Origin of the sequence: Citrobacter sp. W9 (genome assembly GCF_026719375.1) — a bacterium.
Classification (GTDB): Bacteria; Pseudomonadota; Gammaproteobacteria; order Enterobacterales; family Enterobacteriaceae; genus Citrobacter; species Citrobacter werkmanii.
Genome location: NZ_JAPPTE010000006.1, coordinates 176032 through 197549, shown reverse-complemented (window position 1 = coordinate 197549; position 21518 = coordinate 176032). Strand labels below are relative to the sequence as shown.

General features: G+C 53.7%; 17 protein-coding genes. 6 read left to right on the top strand and 11 right to left on the bottom strand.

The window, feature by feature from the left end:
- Positions 1-49: 49 nt before the first annotated feature.
- Complete coding sequence (gene relA / locus OOJ59_RS11795; RefSeq protein WP_042310708.1) at positions 50-2284, bottom strand: GTP diphosphokinase; 2235 nt, start codon at positions 2282-2284, stop codon at positions 50-52.
- 100 nt (positions 2285-2384) lie between these two features.
- On the bottom strand, positions 2385-3683 hold the full coding sequence (gene rlmD / locus OOJ59_RS11790; RefSeq protein WP_160955745.1) for a 23S rRNA (uracil(1939)-C(5))-methyltransferase RlmD: 1299 nt from the start codon (positions 3681-3683) through the stop codon (positions 2385-2387).
- A 57-nt stretch (positions 3684-3740) separates the two neighbouring features.
- Between rlmD and barA the strand changes: the two genes are divergently transcribed.
- Complete coding sequence (gene barA / locus OOJ59_RS11785; RefSeq protein ID WP_085048817.1) at positions 3741-6497, top strand: two-component sensor histidine kinase BarA; 2757 nt, start codon at positions 3741-3743, stop codon at positions 6495-6497.
- A gap of 43 nt (positions 6498-6540) precedes the next feature.
- Here barA and OOJ59_RS11780 read toward each other — a convergent pair whose 3' ends face one another.
- The 9 genes from OOJ59_RS11780 to syd all read right to left on the bottom strand — a co-directional run bounded on the left by OOJ59_RS11780 (position 6541) and on the right by syd (position 14925).
- Complete coding sequence (locus OOJ59_RS11780; protein WP_160955744.1) at positions 6541-7683, bottom strand: glycerate kinase; 1143 nt, start codon at positions 7681-7683, stop codon at positions 6541-6543.
- 82 nt (positions 7684-7765) lie between these two features.
- A complete protein-coding gene (gudD, locus tag OOJ59_RS11775; protein WP_042310713.1) occupies positions 7766-9106 on the bottom strand; it encodes a glucarate dehydratase in 1341 nt (446 codons plus the stop codon).
- Positions 9107-9126: 20 nt separating this feature from the next.
- The gene (locus OOJ59_RS11770; protein ID WP_160955743.1) at positions 9127-10467 is read right to left on the bottom strand and encodes an enolase C-terminal domain-like protein; all 1341 of its coding nucleotides are present in this window, start codon (positions 10465-10467) and stop codon (positions 9127-9129) included.
- Positions 10468-10469: 2 nt separating this feature from the next.
- On the bottom strand, positions 10470-11822 hold the full coding sequence (gene gudP, locus OOJ59_RS11765; RefSeq protein WP_061382367.1) for a galactarate/glucarate/glycerate transporter GudP: 1353 nt from the start codon (positions 11820-11822) through the stop codon (positions 10470-10472).
- A 344-nt stretch (positions 11823-12166) separates the two neighbouring features.
- On the bottom strand, positions 12167-12616 hold the full coding sequence (locus OOJ59_RS11760; RefSeq protein ID WP_038633219.1) for a flavodoxin: 450 nt from the start codon (positions 12614-12616) through the stop codon (positions 12167-12169).
- Between the two features lie 19 nt (positions 12617-12635).
- Positions 12636-13418, bottom strand: a complete 783-nt coding sequence (truC, locus tag OOJ59_RS11755; RefSeq protein ID WP_160955742.1) for a tRNA pseudouridine(65) synthase TruC — start codon at positions 13416-13418, stop codon at positions 12636-12638.
- A complete protein-coding gene (locus OOJ59_RS11750; RefSeq protein WP_038633225.1) occupies positions 13418-13747 on the bottom strand; it encodes a YqcC family protein in 330 nt (109 codons plus the stop codon). The genes truC and OOJ59_RS11750 overlap by 1 nt, the downstream gene beginning before the upstream one ends.
- A 43-nt stretch (positions 13748-13790) precedes the next feature.
- Positions 13791-14024 carry a hypothetical protein gene (locus OOJ59_RS11745; RefSeq protein ID WP_085048813.1) on the bottom strand — a complete coding sequence of 78 codons (234 nt, stop codon included), beginning with the start codon at positions 14022-14024 and terminating at the stop codon, positions 13791-13793.
- Positions 14025-14379: 355 nt separating this feature from the next.
- Complete coding sequence (gene syd / locus OOJ59_RS11740) at positions 14380-14925, bottom strand: SecY-interacting protein (RefSeq protein WP_085048812.1); 546 nt, start codon at positions 14923-14925, stop codon at positions 14380-14382.
- Positions 14926-14993: 68 nt separating this feature from the next.
- Here syd and queF point away from each other — a divergent pair, with 68 nt between their 5' ends.
- From queF to xni, 5 genes are all read left to right on the top strand, one after another.
- Positions 14994-15842, top strand: coding sequence for an NADPH-dependent 7-cyano-7-deazaguanine reductase QueF (gene queF / locus OOJ59_RS11735; protein ID WP_038633229.1), 849 nt, complete (start codon positions 14994-14996; stop codon positions 15840-15842).
- 113 nt (positions 15843-15955) lie between these two features.
- Positions 15956-17320 (top strand): nucleotide 5'-monophosphate nucleosidase PpnN, encoded by a 1365-nt coding sequence (gene ppnN, locus OOJ59_RS11730; RefSeq protein ID WP_038633231.1) that lies wholly within the window; start codon positions 15956-15958, stop codon positions 17318-17320.
- A 562-nt stretch (positions 17321-17882) separates the two neighbouring features.
- Complete coding sequence (locus tag OOJ59_RS11725) at positions 17883-19172, top strand: HAAAP family serine/threonine permease (RefSeq protein ID WP_006687002.1); 1290 nt, start codon at positions 17883-17885, stop codon at positions 19170-19172.
- 53 nt (positions 19173-19225) lie between these two features.
- The gene (locus OOJ59_RS11720; protein WP_085048811.1) at positions 19226-20593 is read left to right on the top strand and encodes an L-serine ammonia-lyase; all 1368 of its coding nucleotides are present in this window, start codon (positions 19226-19228) and stop codon (positions 20591-20593) included.
- 118 nt (positions 20594-20711) lie between these two features.
- Positions 20712-21467: a flap endonuclease Xni gene (gene xni, locus OOJ59_RS11715; RefSeq protein ID WP_087856946.1), complete on the top strand. Its 756-nt coding sequence runs from the start codon at positions 20712-20714 to the stop codon at positions 21465-21467.
- The last annotated feature ends 51 nt before the right edge of the window (positions 21468-21518 follow it).

Here is a 21518-nt window from a genome sequence, read left to right as displayed (position 1 = left end):
CGCTAACGCGTTTTATCAGGCCTACAAGATTATCCGGCCTACAAAATAATTAATTACCGTGCAACCGCCGTGCGTCGATCACATCCGGCACCTGGTTCAGCTTGCCAAGCACGCGTCCGAGCACCTGCAGGTTATAGATTTCGATGGTCATATCGATGGTGGCCAACTGTTGTTTGGTATCGCTCCGGCTGGCAACCCCCAGCACGTTCACTTTCTCGTTGGCAAGAATGGTGGTGATATCACGCAATAAACCGCTGCGATCGTTGGCCTGTACGCGAACCACCAGCGAATATCCCGCCGAGTAGCTTTCGCCCCAAACCGCATCAACAATCCGCTCCGGCGCGTGTGAACGCAGCTCTGCCAACTGTTCGCAATCGGCCCGGTGCACGGAAATACCGCGCCCCTGGGTGATAAACCCAACGATTTCATCGCCAGGAATCGGCTGGCAGCAGCGCGCGATGTGGTGCATCAGGTTACCGACCCCTTCCACCACGACGCGACCATCGTCTTTACGGCGACTCTGCGGCGCCTGGGTTTTCTGCTGAAGCTGTTTCAGCGCGGCTGCATCCTGCTCGGCAGCGCTGGGCTTATTAAACTGCGCCTGCAGGAAGTTCACCATCTGGTTGAGACGGATGTCTCCTCCGCCAATCGCCGCCAGCAGTTCATCCAGTTCATTGAAGCTGTAGCGCGGCAGCAGATGTTTTTCCGCCTCTTTCAGGCTAATGCCCAGGTGCGCAAGCTCATCGTCGAGGATCTGGCGGCCCGCAAGGATGTTTTTGTCACGATCCTGTTTACGGAACCAGGCGTGGATCTTCGAGCGACCACGGCTGGTGGTCACATAGCCAAGGTTAGGGTTCAACCAGTCACGGCTTGGGTTTGGCTGTTTCTGGGTGATAATTTCAATTTGATCGCCCATCTGTAACTGGTAGGTAAACGGTACGATACGCCCACCAATTTTCGCGCCAATGCAACGATGCCCTACATCACTGTGAATGTGGTAAGCAAAGTCCAGCGGCGTGGAGCCTGCAGGTAAGTCAACAACGTCACCTTTTGGCGTAAAGACGTAAACCCGGTCATCGAAGACCTGGCTGCGCACTTCATCCAGCATTTCGCCGGAATCCGCCATCTCTTCCTGCCAGGCGATCAGCTTACGCAGCCACGCAATGCGGTCTTCATGCCCAGAACGCGCCGCGCCTGACGCAGTCCCTTCTTTGTACTTCCAGTGCGCCGCCACGCCCAGTTCGGCATCTTCATGCATCTGTTTAGTGCGGATCTGGATTTCAATGGTTTTTCCACCCGGCCCCAACACAACCGTATGGATCGACTGGTAGCCGTTGGGTTTCGGATTAGCGACGTAATCATCGAACTCATCCGGCAGATGGCGATAGTGAGTATGTACTATCCCGAGCGCGGCATAGCAGTCCTGTAGACGCTCCGCCACGATGCGCACCGCGCGCACATCGAACAGTTCATCGAAGGCTAACTGCTTTTTCTGCATTTTACGCCAGATGCTGTAGATATGCTTCGGACGCCCGTACACTTCGGCTTTGACGCCTTCCGTTTTCATTTCTGAGCGCAGATGACCAACGAACTCTTCAATATAGTGTTCGCGATCGATGCGACGCTCGTGCAGCAGCTTAGCAATGCGTTTGTATTCGGCCGGGTGCAGGTAGCGGAAGCAGTAATCTTCCAGCTCCCATTTTAATTGTCCGATGCCCAAACGGTTGGCCAGCGGCGCATAGATATTGGTGCACTCTTTTGCCGCCAGAACGCGTTCATCTTCCGGTGCGTCTTTCACTTCACGCAGATGCGCGATCCTCTCCGCCAGCTTGATGACCACGCAGCGGAAATCATCCACCATTGCCAGCAGCATACGGCGGACGTTATCGACCTGCTCGGAAGAGACTGAATCGGTATGCGTGGCTTTCAGCTGGCGTATCGCCGCCATATCGCGCACGCCATGGATAAGATGCACAATGGATTTACCCACGCTTTCGCGCAGGATGTCCTCACTGACCACGTTGGCATCCGCCAGAGGAAACAGCATTGCCGCACGCAGCGTGTCGATATCCATGCTCAACATAGAGAGTATTTCTACCATCTCCACGCCACGCCATAGCAGCAAATCCGCATCAGGATGTCCCTGTGTTTGCTGCTGGCAGTACGCCCAGGTTTCGGCTAAGCGTTCACACGACTGCTGGCTGGAGATTCCCAGACTCGCGATCCATTTCTTGGGATCAAACTCACCAGCTTTATTTATATGTGCACTTCTTACCGCAACCATTGTCCTCTCCTTTAGGGGCCTGGCCTGTCGAAGTCGACAAGCCATACCCATTGTCTTTCATGCTGCATTACAACCCGAAATCCAATGGGTACAAATTTCATTACAAACGCTCAAACAGGACCATCGATTCCAGGTGTCCAGTGTGCGGGAACATATCGAGCATTGCCAGTCGCCGTATGGCATATCCCGCGTTGAGCAAAGCGTCGCTGTCACGAGCCAGCGTTGCTGGGTTACAGGATACATAAACAACGCGACCAGGGCTTAATTTTATAATATGTTGCATCACACCGGCAGCCCCCGCACGCGCAGGATCGAGCAATACTTTGTCGAATCCGTTTTTCGCCCACGGCTGCTGGGTAACATCCTCCTCAAGGTTTTCATGAAAGAATGTCACGTTGTGTAATCCGTTATTCAGCGCGTTTTCCCGGGCTTTTTCGACCAGCGCCGGTACTCCTTCAACCCCCACCACGCTTGCTGCCCGCACAGCCAGCGGCAGAGTAAAATTCCCCATACCGCAGAACAGATCGAGCACGCGATCTTCAGGTCGCACATCCAGCCATTCCAGCGCACAGGCGACCATTTTTTGGTTTACCCCTGCATTGACCTGAATAAAATCACGCGGGCTGAAGCTTAACCGTAGTCCATTTGAGTCATACCAGGGCGATTCTTCTGATACTGATTCCAGTATCTCGCTTTGCGGGGCCAGAAACAAAGACAGCCCCTGAGAATGCGAAAAGCATTCCAGTTTTTCTTTATCCGCAGCACTTAATGGCGCCGTATGGCGCAAAATCATCAACGCGCCGCTCCCTGCCTGCACCAGCTCAACATGACCGAGATGACGTAACCCTTGCAAACTCTCCAGACACGCCCTGATGTGGGACAACAGCGCTTCAAGTTGGGGCACCAGAATAGGGCATTGTTTGACATCAATAATGTCGCTGGAACCGGATTTGCGAAAACCCATCTGCAATTTTTGTTCTTTTGGCCGATAGTTCAGGCTCAAACGTGCGCGACGACGATAGCCCCACGGGGTATCAGCGATAACATCCGACACTTCACATTTCATTAAACGCGCTAACGCCGCGCTTTTGCTACGCTGCTGCAACGGGATGCTGGCGTGCTGCTGCTGGCAACCGCCACAGACGCCAAAATGCGGGCAACGTGGCACTTCACGTTGTGGACTGTCGTTTAAACGTCGTTTTACTTGCGCGCGGGCGAACTGTTTTTTATCTTCGGTAATCACCACCTCTGCGCTTTCCTGGGGTAGCAATTCCGGTATAAACAACGCCTTTCCGTTATGGCGAGCGACACCCTGACCAAAAGGATCGAGGTCATTGACGGTAACGGTTATGATCTGACGCGTCGTCACGCGTCGTTTTGCAGAGTAGAATTGCGCCATCGACGAGATATTTCTCTATTTAACAGTGTGACCCTAATTGTCCCATAACGGAACTCCATGACCAACTACAGCCTGCGCGCACGCATGATGATTCTGATCCTGGCCCCGACCGTCCTGATTGGTTTGCTGCTCAGTATCTTTTTTGTTGTGCATCGCTATAACGACTTGCAGCGTCAACTGGAAGATGCCGGCGCCAGTATCATAGAGCCACTGGCGGTCTCCAGCGAATATGGCATGAACCTGCAAAACAGGGAATCCATCGGCCAGCTCATCAGCGTGCTGCATCGCCGCCATTCCGATATCGTGCGGGCAATTTCTGTCTATGACGAGAACAACCGGCTGTTTGTCACCTCCAATTTTCATCTCGATCCGTCTGAAATGCAGCTGGCGACCGGTTCACCGTTTCCCCGTAAGCTGAGCGTCACCCGGCTCGGGGATATCATGATCCTGCGAACGCCAATTATATCGGAAAGCTATTCGCCGGATGAATCTGCCATAAGCGACGCCAAAAATACGCAAAATATGCTGGGGTATGTAGCGCTTGAACTGGACCTCAAGTCGGTTCGACTGCAGCAATATAAAGAGATCTTTATCTCCAGCGTAATGATGCTGTTTTGTATTGGTATTGCGTTAATTTTCGGCTGGCGTCTGATGCGCGACGTAACCGGCCCGATTCGCAACATGGTGAATACCGTTGACCGTATACGTAGAGGGCAGCTCGACAGCCGTGTGGAAGGTTTCATGCTGGGCGAGCTGGATATGCTCAAAAACGGTATCAACTCGATGGCGATGTCTCTTGCAGCCTACCATGAAGAGATGCAGCACAATATCGATCAGGCGACTTCCGACCTGCGTGAAACCCTGGAGCAGATGGAAATTCAGAACGTCGAACTGGATCTGGCGAAAAAACGCGCCCAGGAGGCGGCCCGAATTAAGTCTGAGTTTCTGGCTAACATGTCGCACGAGCTACGCACCCCGCTGAATGGCGTGATTGGCTTTACGCGCCTGACGCTGAAAACCGAGCTTAACACCACGCAACGCGATCACCTGAATACGATTGAGCGATCGGCCAACAATCTGCTGGCCATCATCAATGATGTTCTCGATTTCTCCAAACTGGAAGCGGGCAAGCTCATTCTGGAAAGCATTCCGTTCCCGCTACGCAGCACGCTGGATGACGTCGTCACGCTGTTAGCGCACTCGTCCCATGATAAAGGGCTTGAGCTGACGCTGAATATTAAGAATGATGTGCCGGACAACGTCATCGGCGACCCGCTGCGCTTACAGCAGGTCATTACCAATCTGGTCGGCAATGCCATCAAATTTACCGAAGGCGGTAATATCGACATTCTGGTCGAGAAACGCGCCCTCAGTAACACGAAAGTGCAAATTGAAGTGCAAATCCGTGATACCGGCATCGGTATCCCTGAGCGCGATCAGTCACGCCTGTTCCAGGCCTTCCGTCAGGCGGACGCCAGTATTTCCCGCCGCCACGGCGGTACCGGACTGGGTCTGGTCATTACGCAAAAACTGGTCAACGAAATGGGCGGGGATATCTCCTTCCATAGCCAGCCGAACCGCGGATCCACCTTCTGGTTCCATATTAGTCTCGATCTCAACCCTAACGTTCTCATCGATCGCTCGACAACCCGGTGCCTTGCTGGTAAACGACTGGCTTATGTCGAACCTAACGCTACTGCCGCGCAATGCACGTTAGATATATTAAGTGAAACGCCGCTGGAGGTGATTTACAGCCCTTCATTCTCCGGGCTGCCGAAGGATCACTACGATATTCTGCTGATTGGCATTCCGATCACGTTGCGCGAACCGCTCACCATGCAACATGAGCGGCTGGCAAGCGCAGCGGCGATGACCGATTTCCTGTTATTAGCCCTGCCCTGTCACGCACAGATTAACGCCGAGAAATTGAAACAAGGCGGCGCGGCGGCGTGTCTGCTGAAGCCTCTCACCTCAACCCGACTGCTGCCTGCGCTGACAGAGTATTGCCAGTTGAACTACAGCGCGGATCAGCCATTGCCAGATGAAAGCAAAATCGCCATGACCGTTATGGCGGTGGACGACAACCCGGCGAACCTCAAGCTGATTGGCGCACTGCTGGAAGATAAGGTACAGCACGTCGTACTCTGCGACAGCGGGCACCAGGCGGTGGATCGCGCCAAACAGATGCCGTTTGATCTGATCCTGATGGATATTCAGATGCCCGACATGGACGGTATTCGCGCCTGCGAACTGATCCACCAGTTGCCTCATCAACAACAGACGCCAGTTATTGCGGTCACCGCGCATGCGATGGCCGGGCAAAAAGAGAAGCTGCTCAGCGCCGGGATGAATGATTACCTGGCGAAGCCTATCGAAGAAGATAAGCTGCACAATCTCCTGTTACGCTACAAACCCGGCGCGGCCACATCGCTTAGGGCGCTCGCAGTTGAACCTCCGGAGCCGGTCGTCAATCCGAATACCACGCTCGACTGGCAACTGGCATTAAGACAAGCCGCGGGGAAAAACGATCTGGCGCGGGATATGCTGCAAATGCTGCTCGATTTTCTACCCGAGGTGCGCAACAAAATTGAAGAACAACTGGTAGGCGAAAACCCTGAAGGGCTGGTGGATATGATTCATAAGTTGCACGGTAGTTGCGGCTATAGCGGCGTCCCGCGCATGAAAAACCTGTGCCAGCTCATTGAGCAACAATTACGTAGTGGGACCAAAGAAGAAGAGCTGGAGCCTGAGTTTTTAGAGCTGCTGGATGAAATGGACAACGTTGCCCGCGAAGCGAAGAAGTTGTTGGGCTGATATTCGCCGGATGGCGGTGTGACCGCCTTATCCGGCCTGTAACTCAGCGTAACTGTTGCCCCGCTTTCAGCGTCGCAGCCACGTTGCGCGCGGTCATGCGTACGTTCTCATTCGCATTCTTCAGCGCCTCATCCAGCGAACAAATGGTATAGATGACGCTGAAAACCGCATCCAGCCCATGCTGGTGCACAACACCGACATCCGCCGTCAGGCTACCGGCAATGCCGATCACCGGTTTGTTGTAACGCTTTGCGATCTTCGCTACGCCAACCGGAACCTTACCGTGAATAGTCTGGCTGTCGATACGCCCTTCACCTGTCACCACTAAGTCTGCATCCGCAACGCAGGCATCCAGGCGTAACGCATCCGTCACGATCTCAATACCGCGGCGTAGCTGTGCACCGCAAAACGCATACAGCGCCGCCCCCATACCGCCAGCAGCGCCACCGCCGGCCAGCTCCAGCACATTGACATCCAGATCGCGCGCGATCAGTTGCGCATAGTGCGTAAGCGCCCGATCAAGACGCGGAATCATCTCCGCCGTCGCCCCCTTTTGTGGGCCAAAGACCACTGAGGCTCCTTCTTTACCGGTCAACGGGTTAGTGACGTCGCAGGCCACTTCGATACGACATCCGGCAAGACGCGGGTCTAACTGCGAGATATCAATCCGGGTGAGCGATTCCAGGCCCATCGCGCCATGAGCAATATCTTCATCTTGCGCATCCAGCAACCTTGCGCCCAGCGCCTGCACCATACCAGCACCGCCATCATTGGTGGCGCTACCGCCAATCCCAATGATGATATGCTCCACGCCCGCATCCAGCGCATGACGAATTAGCTCCCCGGTTCCCCAGGAGGTCGTTTTCAGCGGATCGCGTAAATTAGCAGGAACCTGCTCCAGCCCGCTGGCGGCTGCCATTTCAATAAACGCCGAGCGCTCATCGCCGGATAAACCATAAAAAGCCTGAATTGTATTGCCCAAAGGGCCGGTAACATCAACATGCACAAGGTGGCCTTGCGTAGCGGCAACCATCGCTTCGACCGTTCCCTCACCGCCATCTGCGACCGGGATTTTCACGTAATCCGCCTCAGGCCAGATCTCACGGAATCCCAGTTCAATCGCCGTTGCGACTTCAAGCGCACTCAAACTTTCCTTATAGGAATCCGGTGCGATCACTATTTTCATAAAGCATCCTTACGCATGTTGACTGTGTTAAGCATACACCAGGAGGAAAACCGCTCCATTTATGGGAGCGGTCCCAGTTCGCTTAGCGTACCATGCACGGGCGCTTATTATCAAATGTCCAGTTCGGGATCAGATACTGCATTCCCATCGCATCATCACGTGCACCCAGTCCATGTTGCTGATACAGCTCATGCGCTTTCATCACCTGATCCATATCCAGCTCCACGCCCAGGCCCGGTTTCGCCGGAACCTGCACCATACCACCCTTGATTGCAAAAGGTTCTTTGGTCAGTCGCTGGTTACCTTCCTGCCAGATCCAATGGGTATCGATAGCGGTAATTTTCCCAGGCGCCGCCGCCGCGACATGAGTAAACATCGCCAGCGAAATATCAAAGTGGTTGTTAGAGTGCGAGCCCCAGGTCAGCCCGAACTCATGGCACATCTGCGCCACGCGAACAGAACCCTGCATCGTCCAGAAGTGCGGATCCGCCAGCGGGATATCCACGGACTGCAACGACAGGGTATGCCCCATCTGACGCCAGTCGGTAGCGATCATATTGGTCGCCGTCGGCAGCCCGGTAGCTCGACGGAATTCCGCCATCACTTCACGACCGGAGAAGCCCTGCTCTGCGCCGCACGGATCTTCCGCATAAGCCAGCGATCCTTTCAGGTACTTACCAATTTTAATCGCTTCATTCAGCGACCATGCGCCGTTGGGATCGAGCGTGACGCGCGCCTGTGGAAAGCGTTTCGCCAGCGCCACAATAGATTCCGCTTCTTCTTCCCCGGCCAGTACGCCGCCTTTCAGTTTGAAGTCGTTGAAACCATATTTCTCATACGCTGCTTCCGCCAGACGCACTACCGCGTCCGGGGTCATCGCCTCTTCATGACGCAGGCGATACCAGTCGCATTTTTCATCCGGTTGGCTTTGATACGGCAGCGGCGTCGCTTTACGGTTACCAACGAAGAACAGATAGCCAAGCATTTCGACTTCGCTACGTTGCTGACCATCGCCCAGCAGAGATGCGACGTTGACGCCCAGATGCTGACCTAACAGATCCAACATCGCCGCTTCGATCCCGGTAACCACATGAATAGTGGTACGTAAATCGAAAGTCTGCAAACCACGGCCACCGGCATCACGATCGGCAAACGTATTACGTACCGCGTTCAGTACGTTTTTGTACTCACCCAGCGTTTTACCCACCACCAGCGGAATGGCATCTTCCAGGGTCTGACGAATTTTTTCGCCGCCAGGAATTTCCCCTACCCCGGTATGGCCAGAGTTATCTTTAATAATCACAATATTACGTGTAAAGAACGGGGCATGAGCACCGCTCAGGTTCATCAGCATGCTGTCATGGCCCGCAACCGGGATCACCTGCATAGAGGTCACGACGGGGGTAGTAAATTGTGCGCTCATATTTAAATCCTTATTCAAAATTAGTGGCGGCCGAAAACGGGACGTTTACGGTCAAAAGTCCATCCGGGAATCAGGTACTGCATCGGGCCTGCGTCATTACGCGCGCCGCCGGGCAGCGCCTTATAGGCCTCATGGGCTTTCTGTATCTGCTCCCAGTCCAGCTCCACGCCCAGACCGGGCGCATCGGGTACCGCAATTTTTCCGTTTTTAATCTCCAGCGGATTTTTGGTCAGACGGCAATCGCCCTCCTGCCAGATCCAGTGGGTGTCGATAGCCGTCGGGTTGCCCGGTGCCGCGGCGCCAACGTGGGTAAACATCGCCAACGAAATATCAAAATGGTTGTTGGAATGGCAGCCCCAGGTCAGGCCCCAGTCATCGCATAACTGTGCCACGCGCACCGCGCCGGAAAGGGTCCAGAAGTGCGGATCGGCCAGCGGAATATCTACTGAATTCAGCATCACCGCATGCCCCATTTCACGCCAGTTGGTGGCGATCATATTGGTCGCCACCGGCAGACCGGTCGCACGGCGGAACTCGGCCATCACTTCGCGGCCTGAAAAACCCTGTTCGGCACCGCACGGATCTTCAGCATAAGTCAGAACATCGTTCAGCCCTTTACACAGGGAAATGGCTTCATCCAGCAGCCAGGCCCCGTTGGGATCAACCGTAATACGCGCCTCCGGGAAGCGTTTTTTCAGCGCACGAGCGGTGTCGATTTCTTGCTCGCCGGGCAGTACGCCCCCCTTGAGTTTGAAATCTTTAAAGCCGTAGCGATCTTGCGAAGCCTCTGCCAGGCGCACCACCGCTTCACTGTTCATCGCTTGCTGGTGACGCAAGTGATACCACTCATGGTGGCCCGGCGTGCTCTCCAGATACGGCAGATCGGTTTTGCTGCGATCGCCGACATAGAACAGATAGCCGAGCACAGTGACCGCATCGCGCTGCTTGCCTAGCCCTAACAGTTCACAAACCGGAACGTTCAGCGCCTTGCCCAGCAGATCGAGCAATGCGGCTTCAAGCGCGGCCACCGCATTAACCCGCAGTTCAAAGGTCCAGGCGCCTTTGCCGAAAGTGTCAAAGTCAGCGGCCTGGTTGCCTTTATGCACCTGCTGAACCACTTTATTCAGACGCGCGACTTCCTGTCCCAACACCTGTGGGATTGCATCCACCAGCGTCTGATAAATCACTTCACCGCCCGGCGCTTCACCAACCCCGGTATTGCCGGCGTTATCGGTGAGCACCACGATATTGCGGGTAAAATATGCGTTATGCGCACCGCCAATATTGAGCAGCATGCTGTCATGCCCGGCCACCGGGATGACCTTCATATCGGTAATAACGGGACTCGATTGTGTTGTCATCGTCATTGTCCTGCGACAGGTTTCAATTCGATACGTTTAATATCCCCCACCAGCACCAGATAACTGACGACAGCAATCAGCGCATGTACCCCTACGTAAATCAACGCGCCGTTAAACGAGCCGGTAGTGCCCACAATGTAGCCAATGGCAATTGGCGTGACGATGCCGGAAATGTTGCCAAACATATTGAACAGGCCGCCGCTCAGACCGCTGATCTCTTTTGGCGCGGTATCGGCCATCACCGCCCATCCCAACGCGCCGATGCCTTTGCCGAAGAAGGCCAGCGCCATAAAGCCGATGATCATCCACTCGACGTTGACGTAGTTACAGAACACCATCACCATCGATAACAGCATCCCCATGACGATTGGCGTTTTACGCGCGATATTCAGCGAACCGGTACGGCGCATCAGCCAGTCGGAAATAATGCCGCCGAGCACGCCGCCCGCAAATCCGCAAATGGCCGGGACCGAGGCAACAAAGCCGGCTTTCAGAATGGACATACCGCGCGCCTGCACCAGATAAACCGGGAACCAGGTGATAAAGAAGTAGGTCAGCGCATTAATGCAGTATTGGCCAATATAAATACCGATCATCATTCGCGAACCCAGCAGTTGTTTGATCTGCCCCCACTTCACGCTGAACGGTACTTTAGCTTTGGCTGCCGCCTGATCCATATTGATCAGCGCCCCGCCTTCGGCAATGTACTCCAGCTCTTTTTGGTTTACGCCCGGATGCTGGTTCGGTTCATGAATCACCTTCAACCAGATAAAGCTGATAACAATTCCGAGACCGCCCATAAAGAAGAACACGTGTGACCAACCCACTTCATGAGTCAGCCAACCCATGATTGGCGCGAAGATAACGGTGGCAAAGTATTGCGCCGAGTTAAAGATAGCGACCGCCGTGCCCCTTTCCTGCGCCGGGAACCACGCCGCCACAATACGACTGTTGCCGGGGAAAGAGGGGGCTTCGGCTAACCCTACGAGGAAGCGCAGGGTAAACAGCGCGACGATAATACCGAAGCCGCTAAAGATATCGACGAAGCCCTGCAGCAGGGTAAACATGGACCAGATAAAAATGGACCAGAAATAAACACGTTTGGAGCCGAAGCGATCGAGCAGCCAGCCGCCGGGGATCTGGCCGATGACATACGCCCATGAGAAAGCGGAGAATACATACCCCATGCCTACCGCATCCAGGCCAATGTCTTTGGCCATCTCCGAACCGGCAATGGATAAGGTGGCGCGATCGCCGTAGTTGAAGGATGTGACGATAAACAGCATCACCACTATCCAGTAGCGAGCGTTAGTGCGTTTTTCCGCGCTGCTCGCCGCCTGACTTAATGAACTCATTGTTGCACTCCTGAATCCTGGCTTGCGCCAGTTCATTCTGTACAGCACCTGTAGGGTGATCAGAATGAGAGGTTAGTGTGTGGCAGTTTTGGTACAGCTCAGGGCCGTTTTATTCTGACTCGCTGCCATTCCGGGAACTGACGGGAAAAGTATATGAAGGAGTGCCACTTCCCCTCACCGTGCATGAACACAACATTAGGGAGGCAGTGAGAAGTTGTTTGGGGCATAAGCCCAAAGCAATGGAAGTTAGTTCACGTAATTGGGGTTTTATTGCCGGGTGTCGGCTTCGCCTGACCCGGCCTACGGTTTTCTAATGAGGGTTGTATGCCCGTGCGGGCGAGGGATTATTTAAGCAAGGTGCCCCAGTTTTCTACCCAGGGATTAGATTCGCTTTCCGGTTCAGGATGCTCGCTGGCATCAATCAGCAGCATTTCACCTACACGCTGCGCGCTTTGTTCCTGTAACAGCGCATCGAACTGCTTGCCGCCATTGCAAAAATTAACGTAGCTGCTGTCGCCAAGCGCAATGACGCCATAACGCAGATTCGGCTGGAAACCAAGACTATCTTTGATTCCCTGAAACAGCGGTACGATGCTATCCGGCAGATCGCCCTGCCCAGTCGTTGAGGTTACCACCAATGCATATTTATCCTGATATGCCTGCCAGTCGGTAAGCTCCGGGTCTTCAAATACCGTGGCTTTATGGCCCTGCGCAGTTAAAATCGCCTCGGCCTCTTCGGCAACCAGCAGCGCGTTTCCATACATCGTGCCGACAAAAATTCCAATTTCCGCCATAACCTTTATCTCCAGGGACTTAAGAATCTATCTGTTCATCCTGACCTGACAGCCCGCTGAACTCAACCCTTTCATTCTCCGGGAGAAGTCCGCGCCAGCCAAACTGTAACAGCGCCTGCATCCAGACCTCATCCAGCCCGGCGCGAATAACCAACGGCTCGCCAGTGAAAGGATGAGTCAACTCAAGCTGGCTGGCATGCAGCATCAAGCGCTGACAGCCGAAATGCTCTGCGGCGCTGCGGTTTTGCCGTAAATCACCATGCTTGCTGTCGCCAATAATCGGATGGCGCAAGTGAGCCAAATGGCGTCTGAGCTGGTGCTTACGACCGGTCTGAGGCTCCAGTTCCACCAGCCCGTAACGGGTGGTGGGATAGCGCCCGGTCGCCACCGGCATTTCAACCGTCGCCAGACCGCGATAATGGGTGACCGCAGGCTGCGGCTCTTTATCCTCGCGGGCAAATTTATCGGCTATCTTATCCCGCTCTTCCACCAGCGGGTAATCCAGCACGGCGTCGTCCATCAGCCAGCCACGCACAATCGCATGATAGCGTTTCTGCATTTGATGATGTTCAAACTGCTGAGACAGCAACCGCCCGGCTTCGCTGGACAGCCCCATCAGCAGCACGCCGGAGGTCGGTCTGTCGAGCCGGTGGGCGGTAAACACGTGCTGACCAATCTGGTCGCGCACCGTTTGCATCACCACCACTTTCTCATCGCGGTCGAGCCAACTGCGGTGAACCAGCCAACCAGAAGGTTTATTGACCGCAACCAGCCATTCGTCCTGATAGAGGATCTCCAGCATCAGGCGTTATCACTTGTAAATAGCGCATCCAGTTCCTGCAATGCCGTCAGGAGAATGTCGCGTTGCGGGTGATCGGCCGTCAGCGCCATTTCGTAATACGGTGCGATGGCAAAAGCCTGCGGCAACGGCTGCGCATTATCAAGCAGCGTATGCATACGGGGAATCAACACCCACTGCAGCCATTCGACCGGCTCCATGGTATCCATACAAAAAGGCTGCGTGCTGGCAAACAGATGCTCTGCTGGCTCGTCCATCCGCCAGTGATGATGTTCACGCAGTAGCGCTTCAAGCGCGTGTAACTGCTGGCGCACACGGTCATGAGTCGTCATGAAATTAACCTCAATGATGAAAAATCTGGCGCGAAGAATAGCATTAGTGAAAAGGAAATAAAAAAAGGGAGCACTGTAAAAACAGTGCTCCCGGTTCGTTTCGCAGCATTCCAGCTACTTTTGGTGCTCCCTGCTCATCCGTGACAACTTTTCCTGTGGTCTTGCGACCTTGTTCATCCTGAACTTTTGCATCCTGCTCACACCACCCCGATGTGAAAACTTCATCCTGAAGCGTCCTGGCCATCCTGACCCGCCGAACATCCTGACCGGCTCTCATTCTCCATCCTGGAGGTGTCCTTTAACGCATCCCGCGCTTTCCTCTTTGCTTCATCCTGAAGCCTGTCCTTGCAACACCATCCTGGTGTGTCCTGCCGAAGAGCCATCATCCTGATGTTCACTTCGTTGTGCGACTCCTTGTCGACATATATAGAATCGCCTGTTTCGCTTTGTCTTACAAGATACCTACAGACATACCCTTAAGATAATTTTCATATGAAAGTTGACAATAAAATATTAACAAATTGAATTATAAGTAATTATTAGTTTTTCAATTCATTAAGTCTTCACTTATTACCTGGCAATGTCCTACAGGGTTTGTAAGAGATATCTCACACGATTGAGGGCAAACTGGATTACAGAACTGGCTTAAGTTGAGTGAGGAATTCCGCAAGCGAGGCCGCCAGCACCGTTCGTTGACGGGTTCCCAGCGTTTCTTTGCACACTTCACCGGACAGATTGCACACCGAGATGACATCAAGTTCGTTGTCCTGCGTGGCAATAAAAAGCGTAGGCGAGAGCTTGAGTCGCTTTTGCGTAACCAAGTGACCAATCAGGTTTTCCTGGACGCGCCTGAAGTCATCCTCACTCCAGGTTTGCAGCAACGTCAGCTTTTCATTCGCAAACTGCGCGTGCATATCCCCGGCAAACTGGGCGGTGTAAAAAGCATGAACGGCAGGTTGTATCACAATGTCAAAGGCACGTTCAACCGCATTGACGTTTTTTTCACCGACAAAAGGCTGAGGTTGCCAGTAAACCGCATCGTTAGTGGAAGAAATGATGCATGGTGAAGGTACGCCATACAGCTCTTCGCTGAGCGGCCAGCTGTTGTTTTTGTCATGCCACGCGTCGCAATAACGCGTCGTAAAGGCTGTCAACGCCTGCGCTGTCAATTCGTCCACTGATTTCTCTCTTCACAAAAGCCAGGATACACTTGTCGCATAGTGTATCTGGTTTATGACGGTGAAACATGTCTTCTTATGAAAATCATCGGGCGCTTGACGGCCTGACTCTCGGTAAATCAACGGATTACCGGGACAATTACGATGCCAGTTTGTTGCAGGGCGTTCCGCGCAGCCTCAACCGCGACCCGCTGGATTTAAAGGCCGATAATTTGCCTTTCCACGGTGCCGACATCTGGACGCTGTATGAACTGTCATGGCTGAATGCTAACGGCTTACCGCAGGTTGCGGTCGGTCATGTGGAGCTGGATTACACCAGCGTAAATCTGATTGAATCGAAAAGCTTTAAGCTGTACCTGAACAGTTTTAACCAGACGCGTTTTGACTCCTGGGAGGCGGTACGCCAGACGCTGGAAAACGATCTGCGCGCCTGCGCTCAGGGCGATGTCAGCGTGGCGCTATACCGCCTTGACGAACTGGAAGGACAACCGATCGCCCACTTTAACGGCACCTGTATCGATAATCAGGATATCGTCATTGATAACTACCAGTTCAGCACTGAATATCTGGAAAATGCCGTGAGCGGCGAAAAAGCGGTGGAAGAGACGCTGGTCAGCCATCTGCTGAAATCCAACTGTCTGATCACCCACCAGCCCGACTGGGGCTCCATACAAATTCAGTATCGCGGACGCAAAATCGACCGGGAGAAGCTGCTGCGTTATCTGGTCTCCTTCCGCCACCATAATGAATTTCACGAGCAGTGCGTGGAGCGTATTTTCAATGACATTCTGCGCTTCTGCCAGCCGGAGAAACTGAGCGTCTACGCGCGCTACACGCGGCGTGGCGGTCTGGACATTAACCCATGGCGCACCAATACCGATTTCACGCCAGCTACGGGCCGACTGGTACGTCAGTAATCTTTTTTCTCAATTTTGCGTGTCGGATTCCGCGCGCAAGGTTGTGAAAGGCCATCAGCCAGGGCTATTGTAACTACCAGGGAATGACGTTTTGCGTCCCATAAGGAGTCTACTTGATTACACATATTAGCCCACTTGGCTCAATGGACATGTTGTCGCAGTTGGAAGTCGAATTACTTAAACGCACGGCCAGCAGCGACCTGTATCAACTGTTTCGTAACTGTTCACTTGCCGTTCTGAACTCCGGTAGTCTAACCGACAACAGCAAAGAACTGCTGTCCCGCTTTGAAAATTTCGATATTAACGTGCTGCGCCGCGAACGGGGCGTGAAGCTGGAGCTGATTAACCCGCCTGAAGATGCGTTTGTTGATGGGCGCATCATTCGTGCGCTGCAGGCCAACCTGTTTGCCGTGCTGCGCGACATTCTGTTCGTCAATGCTCAGATCCATAACGCGGGTCGTTTTCAGCATCTGGATCTCGAAAGTTCGGTGCATATTACCAACCTGGTGTTCTCGATCCTGCGTAACGCCCGGGCGCTACATGTCGGTGAAGCGCCGAACATGGTCGTCTGCTGGGGCGGTCACTCAATTAACGAAAATGAATACCTGTATGCGCGTCGCGTCGGCACCCAGTTAGGCCTGCGTGAGTTGAACATCTGTACCGGCTGCGGTCCGGGAGCGATGGAAGCGCCAATGAAAGGCGCAGCGGTCGGTCACGCCCAGCAGCGTTACAAAGACAGCCGCTTTATTGGTATGACCGAACCGTCAATCATCGCCGCTGAGCCGCCTAACCCGCTGGTTAACGAACTGATCATCATGCCGGACATTGAAAAACGTCTGGAAGCGTTCGTGCGCATCGCCCACGGTATTATCATCTTCCCGGGTGGCGTCGGGACTGCGGAAGAGCTGTTGTATCTGCTGGGGATCCTGATGAACCCGGCTAATAAAGATCAGGTGCTACCGCTGATTTTGACCGGACCAAAAGAGAGCGCCGATTACTTCCGCGTGCTGGACGAGTTTATCGTGCACACGCTGGGGGAAGATGCCCGCCGACACTATCGCATTATCATTGACGATGCGGCTGAAGTTGCGCGCTTGATGAAAAAAGCGATGCCGTTGGTAAAAGAGAACCGTCGCGACACCGGAGACGCCTACAGCTTTAACTGGTCGATTCGTATCGCACCTGATTTACAGATGCCGTTCGAGCCGTCCCATGAAAACATGGCTAACCTGAAACTGTATCCGGATCAACCCGTTGAAGTTCTGGCGGCCGACCTGCGTCGTGCATTCTCGGGTATTGTGGCCGGTAACGTGAAGGAAGTCGGCATTCGCGCCATCGAAGAGTTTGGCCCGTACAAAATCCACGGTGACCGCGAAATGATGCGCCGCATGGACGATCTCCTGCAGGGATTCGTTGCGCAGCATCGTATGAAGTTGCCAGGCTCCGCGTACATCCCTTGCTACGAGATCTGCGCCTGACCTTCAACACCCGATAGCAGACGCTCTCGTGGTGACAGTTTTGTCCATATCAAAGCCGGGTTTGGCGCAGTCGCCTCCCGGCTTTTTTTAGTGATACCAGTCACATAGCTCAGACGATTATATAAATACCAATGATATGTCGTTAAAAATCACGCGCCACGCAAACGATTACTTCCAAAAACCAACCGTTATTTATCTTAGGAAATTATTATTAGTCGCCAAAATCCTCTAAAAACAACAGTTTTTACAGCGCAACGCTCGTATCTTCGCGCCTTCGCTTTCATGAGATATGTCGTTAATGTTAGCCTCTGCGCCCGTAAATTCGCTTTGACTATTTTTTAACAGATTAATGGTCCAAATTTATCCACATAAAAGGTGGATTATTGCATTTGGGATCGCGATCACTGATACATTCATTACTAAAATGTATCTTTCCGCCCGCAAATTATTACGGCGAAAAATTATATAAAAAATCGCTCAACGAATTTCGATTTACAGTCGGGTTCTTTCTCATTGGATTGACCCCAAACCCGACTTTTTAAGCTTCCTCCAGGAGAAATAGATGGAAAACACTCAAACCAGCACTATCGTTACGGGCCAGACCCGCAGCGCATGGCGCAAGACGGATACCATGTGGATGCTGGGCCTTTACGGCACGGCGATTGGCGCGGGTGTATTGTTCCTGCCGATTAACGCAGGTGTAGGCGGTATGATCCCGCTGATCATCATGGCAATCCTTGCCTTCCCAATGACCTTCTTTGCGCACCGTGGCCTGACCCGCTTCGTGTTGTCCGGTAAAAACCCGGGTGAAGACATTACTGAAGTTGTAGAAGAACACTTTGGCGTTGGCGCAGGTAAACTGATTACCCTGCTCTACTTCTTCGCAATCTACCCGATTCTGTTGGTTTACAGCGTAGCAATCACCAATACCGTTGAAAGCTTCCTGACCCACCAGCTGGCGATTACTCCGCCGCCGCGTGCCATCCTGTCTCTGATCCTGATTGTCGGCATGATGACCATCGTGCGCTTCGGTGAGCAGATGATCGTGAAGGCGATGAGCATCCTGGTATTCCCGTTTGTTGCTGCCCTGATGCTGCTGGCTCTGTACCTGATCCCTCAGTGGAGCGGCGCGGCGCTGGAAACACTCTCTTTTGACTCTGCGGCTTCTACCGGCAACGGTCTGTGGATGACTCTGTGGCTGGCGATTCCGGTAATGGTGTTCTCCTTCAACCACTCTCCGATCATCTCCTCCTTCGCCGTGGCGAAGCGTGAAGAGTACGGTGATGACGCTGAGAAGAAATGCTCCAAAATCCTGGCATTCGCTCACATCATGATGGTACTGACCGTTATGTTCTTCGTTTTCAGCTGTGTACTGAGCCTGACCCCGGCGGATCTGGCTGCAGCGAAAGAGCAGAACATCTCTATCCTGTCTTACCTGGCGAACCACTTCAACGCGCCGATTATCGCCTGGATGGCGCCAATCATCGCGATGATCGCTATCACCAAATCCTTCCTCGGCCACTACCTGGGCGCACGTGAAGGTTTCAACGGTATGGTGATTAAGTCTCTGCGCGGCAAAGGCAAAACCATCGAAATCAACAAACTGAACAAAATCACTGCGCTGTTCATGCTGGTCACCACCTGGATTGTGGCGACGCTGAACCCAAGCATCCTCGGTATGATTGAGACCCTGGGCGGCCCAATCATCGCGATGATTCTGTTCCTGATGCCGATGTATGCCATTCAGAAAGTACCGGCAATGCGTAAATACAGCGGCCATATCAGCAACGTCTTCGTTGTAATTATGGGCCTGATCGCTATCTCCGCAATTTCCTACTCTCTGTTCAGTTAATTCCCCTGCGCCGCTCCCCGGGGCGGCGCACCTCGATACACAATGGACGCCTCATGATTAGCGTATTCGATATTTTCAAAATCGGCATTGGCCCTTCCAGCTCCCATACTGTTGGCCCGATGAAAGCAGGCAAACAATTCACGGATGACCTGATTGCACGCGGAATTCTCACTGACGTAACCCGCGTAGTGGTTGATGTTTATGGTTCTTTGTCCCTGACGGGGAAAGGTCACCATACCGATATCGCAATTATTATGGGTCTGGCGGGTAATCTGCCGGATACCGTAGACATTGATGCCATCCCGGCCTTTATCCAGGATGTGAACACTCATGGGCGTTTGCTGTTGGCGGACGGTCAACATGAAGTCGAATTCCCGGTCGACAAGTGCATGAATTTCCATACGGACAATCTGTCCCTGCACGAAAACGGGATGCGTATTACTGCACTGGCGGGCGAAAAAGCCGTTTACAGCCAGACTTACTATTCCATTGGCGGTGGGTTCATCGTTGATGAAGAACACTTTGGTTTACCGAACAGCGCTCCGGTAAACGTACCGTATCCGTATAAATCTGCGGCGGATTTGCAACGTCATTGCCAGGAAACCGGCCTGTCGCTTTCCGGCCTGATGATGCAAAATGAACTGGCGCTGCACAGCAAAGAAGAGCTGGAACAGCACTTTGCCAACGTCTGGGAAGTGATGCGTAGCGGGATTGAGCGCGGTATCACCACCGAAGGCGTATTGCCGGGTAAACTGCGCGTTCCGCGTCGTGCGGCGGCGCTACGTCGTATGCTGGTAAGCCAGGACAAAACCACCACCGACCCGATGGCGGTTGTTGACTGGATCAACATGTTCGCGCTGGCCGTGAATGAAGAAAACGCTGCCGGTGGACGTGTGGTTACCGCGCCAACCAACGGCGCATGCGGGATTGTTCCTGCCGTGCTGGCTTACTACGACAAGTTTATCCGCGAAGTGAACGCTAACTCGCTGGCACGCTACATGCTGGTCGCGAGCGCCATCGGTTCACTGTACAAGATGAACGCCTCTATCTCTGGCGCCGAAGTCGGCTGTCAGGGAGAGGTTGGCGTAGCCTGCTCCATGGCAGCGGCCGGTCTGGCTGAACTGCTGGGCGGTAGCCCAACGCAGGTATGCATCGCGGCGGAAATCGGTATGGAACACAACCTGGGTCTGACCTGCGATCCCGTTGCCGGCCAGGTTCAGGTACCGTGCATTGAGCGTAATGCCATTGCTTCGGTCAAAGCGGTTAACGCCGCGCGTATGGCGCTGCGCCGTACCAGCGAACCGCGCGTGTGCCTCGATAAAGTCATCGAGACCATGTACGAAACCGGGAAAGACATGAATGCCAAATACCGCGAAACCTCTCGCGGCGGTCTGGCGATGAAGATTGTCTCCTGCGATTAAAGCCCTGCCTATTGCCGGATGGCGGCTGACGCCTCATCCGGCAAAATGTTGATTTCAGATATTCGCCTCCCCCCGCCGTGAATGTTACCCTACAGCCTGATTTGTTAGGGAGAACACCGTGGCCGTCCACTTACTTATTGTCGATGCACTGAATCTTATCCGCCGCATTCACGCCGTACAGGGATCTCCCTGCGTGGAGACGTGCCAGCACGCGCTCGATCAATTAATTGTGCACAGTCAGCCCACGCACGCCGTGGCGGTATTTGATGATGAAGCGCGCAATAGCGGCTGGCGTCACCAAAGACTGCCTGATTACAAAGCCGGTCGTCCACCGATGCCAGATGACTTGCATCAGGAAATGCCCGCCTTACGCGCCGCTTTTGAACAGCGCGGCGTCAGCTGCTGGGTCTCCAGCGGTAATGAAGCCGACGATTTAGCCGCTACGCTGGCGGTTAAAGTTTGCCAGGCGGGACACCAGGCCACCATCGTCTCCACCGATAAAGGCTACTGTCAGTTGCTCTCCCCGACGCTGCGTATTCGCGACTATTTTCAGAAGCGCTGGCTGGATGCACCGTTCATTGAGAAAGAATTTGGCGTGCTGCCGCAACAACTGCCCGATTACTGGGGGCTGGCCGGGATCGGTAGTTCAAAGGTTCCTGGCGTGGCAGGTATTGGCCCCAAAAGCGCCACACAATTGCTGACGCTGTTTCCAACGCTGGAAGGGATTTACGCGCATCTTGATGAGGTGCCGGAAAAGTGGCGCAAGAAGCTTGAGATGCATAAAGAAATGGCGTATCTGTGTCGCGATATCGCACGACTGCAAACGGACTTACATATCGACGGGAATTTACAGCAGCTACGGCTGGCTCGGTAGTGTTATTGCCGGATGACGGTGTAAACACCTTATCCGGCCTACTTATCGTAC

Coding starts and splice junctions, on each gene's coding strand:
- OOJ59_RS11770 (WP_160955743.1), bottom strand. CDS start 10,467: ATGACAACACAATCGAGTCCCGTTATTACCGATATGAAGGTCATCCCG.
- barA (WP_085048817.1), top strand. CDS start 3,741: ATGACCAACTACAGCCTGCGCGCACGCATGATGATTCTGATCCTGGCC.
- OOJ59_RS11745 (WP_085048813.1), bottom strand. CDS start 14,024: ATGAGAGCCGGTCAGGATGTTCGGCGGGTCAGGATGGCCAGGACGCTT.
- truC (WP_160955742.1), bottom strand. CDS start 13,418: ATGCTGGAGATCCTCTATCAGGACGAATGGCTGGTTGCGGTCAATAAA.
- OOJ59_RS11760 (WP_038633219.1), bottom strand. CDS start 12,616: ATGGCGGAAATTGGAATTTTTGTCGGCACGATGTATGGAAACGCGCTG.
- OOJ59_RS11725 (WP_006687002.1), top strand. CDS start 17,883: ATGGAAAACACTCAAACCAGCACTATCGTTACGGGCCAGACCCGCAGC.
- rlmD (WP_160955745.1), bottom strand. CDS start 3,683: ATGGCGCAATTCTACTCTGCAAAACGACGCGTGACGACGCGTCAGATC.
- gudP (WP_061382367.1), bottom strand. CDS start 11,822: ATGAGTTCATTAAGTCAGGCGGCGAGCAGCGCGGAAAAACGCACTAAC.
- OOJ59_RS11720 (WP_085048811.1), top strand. CDS start 19,226: ATGATTAGCGTATTCGATATTTTCAAAATCGGCATTGGCCCTTCCAGC.
- gudD (WP_042310713.1), bottom strand. CDS start 9,106: ATGAGCGCACAATTTACTACCCCCGTCGTGACCTCTATGCAGGTGATC.
- relA (WP_042310708.1), bottom strand. CDS start 2,284: ATGGTTGCGGTAAGAAGTGCACATATAAATAAAGCTGGTGAGTTTGAT.
- OOJ59_RS11750 (WP_038633225.1), bottom strand. CDS start 13,747: ATGACGACTCATGACCGTGTGCGCCAGCAGTTACACGCGCTTGAAGCG.
- OOJ59_RS11780 (WP_160955744.1), bottom strand. CDS start 7,683: ATGAAAATAGTGATCGCACCGGATTCCTATAAGGAAAGTTTGAGTGCG.
- queF (WP_038633229.1), top strand. CDS start 14,994: ATGTCTTCTTATGAAAATCATCGGGCGCTTGACGGCCTGACTCTCGGT.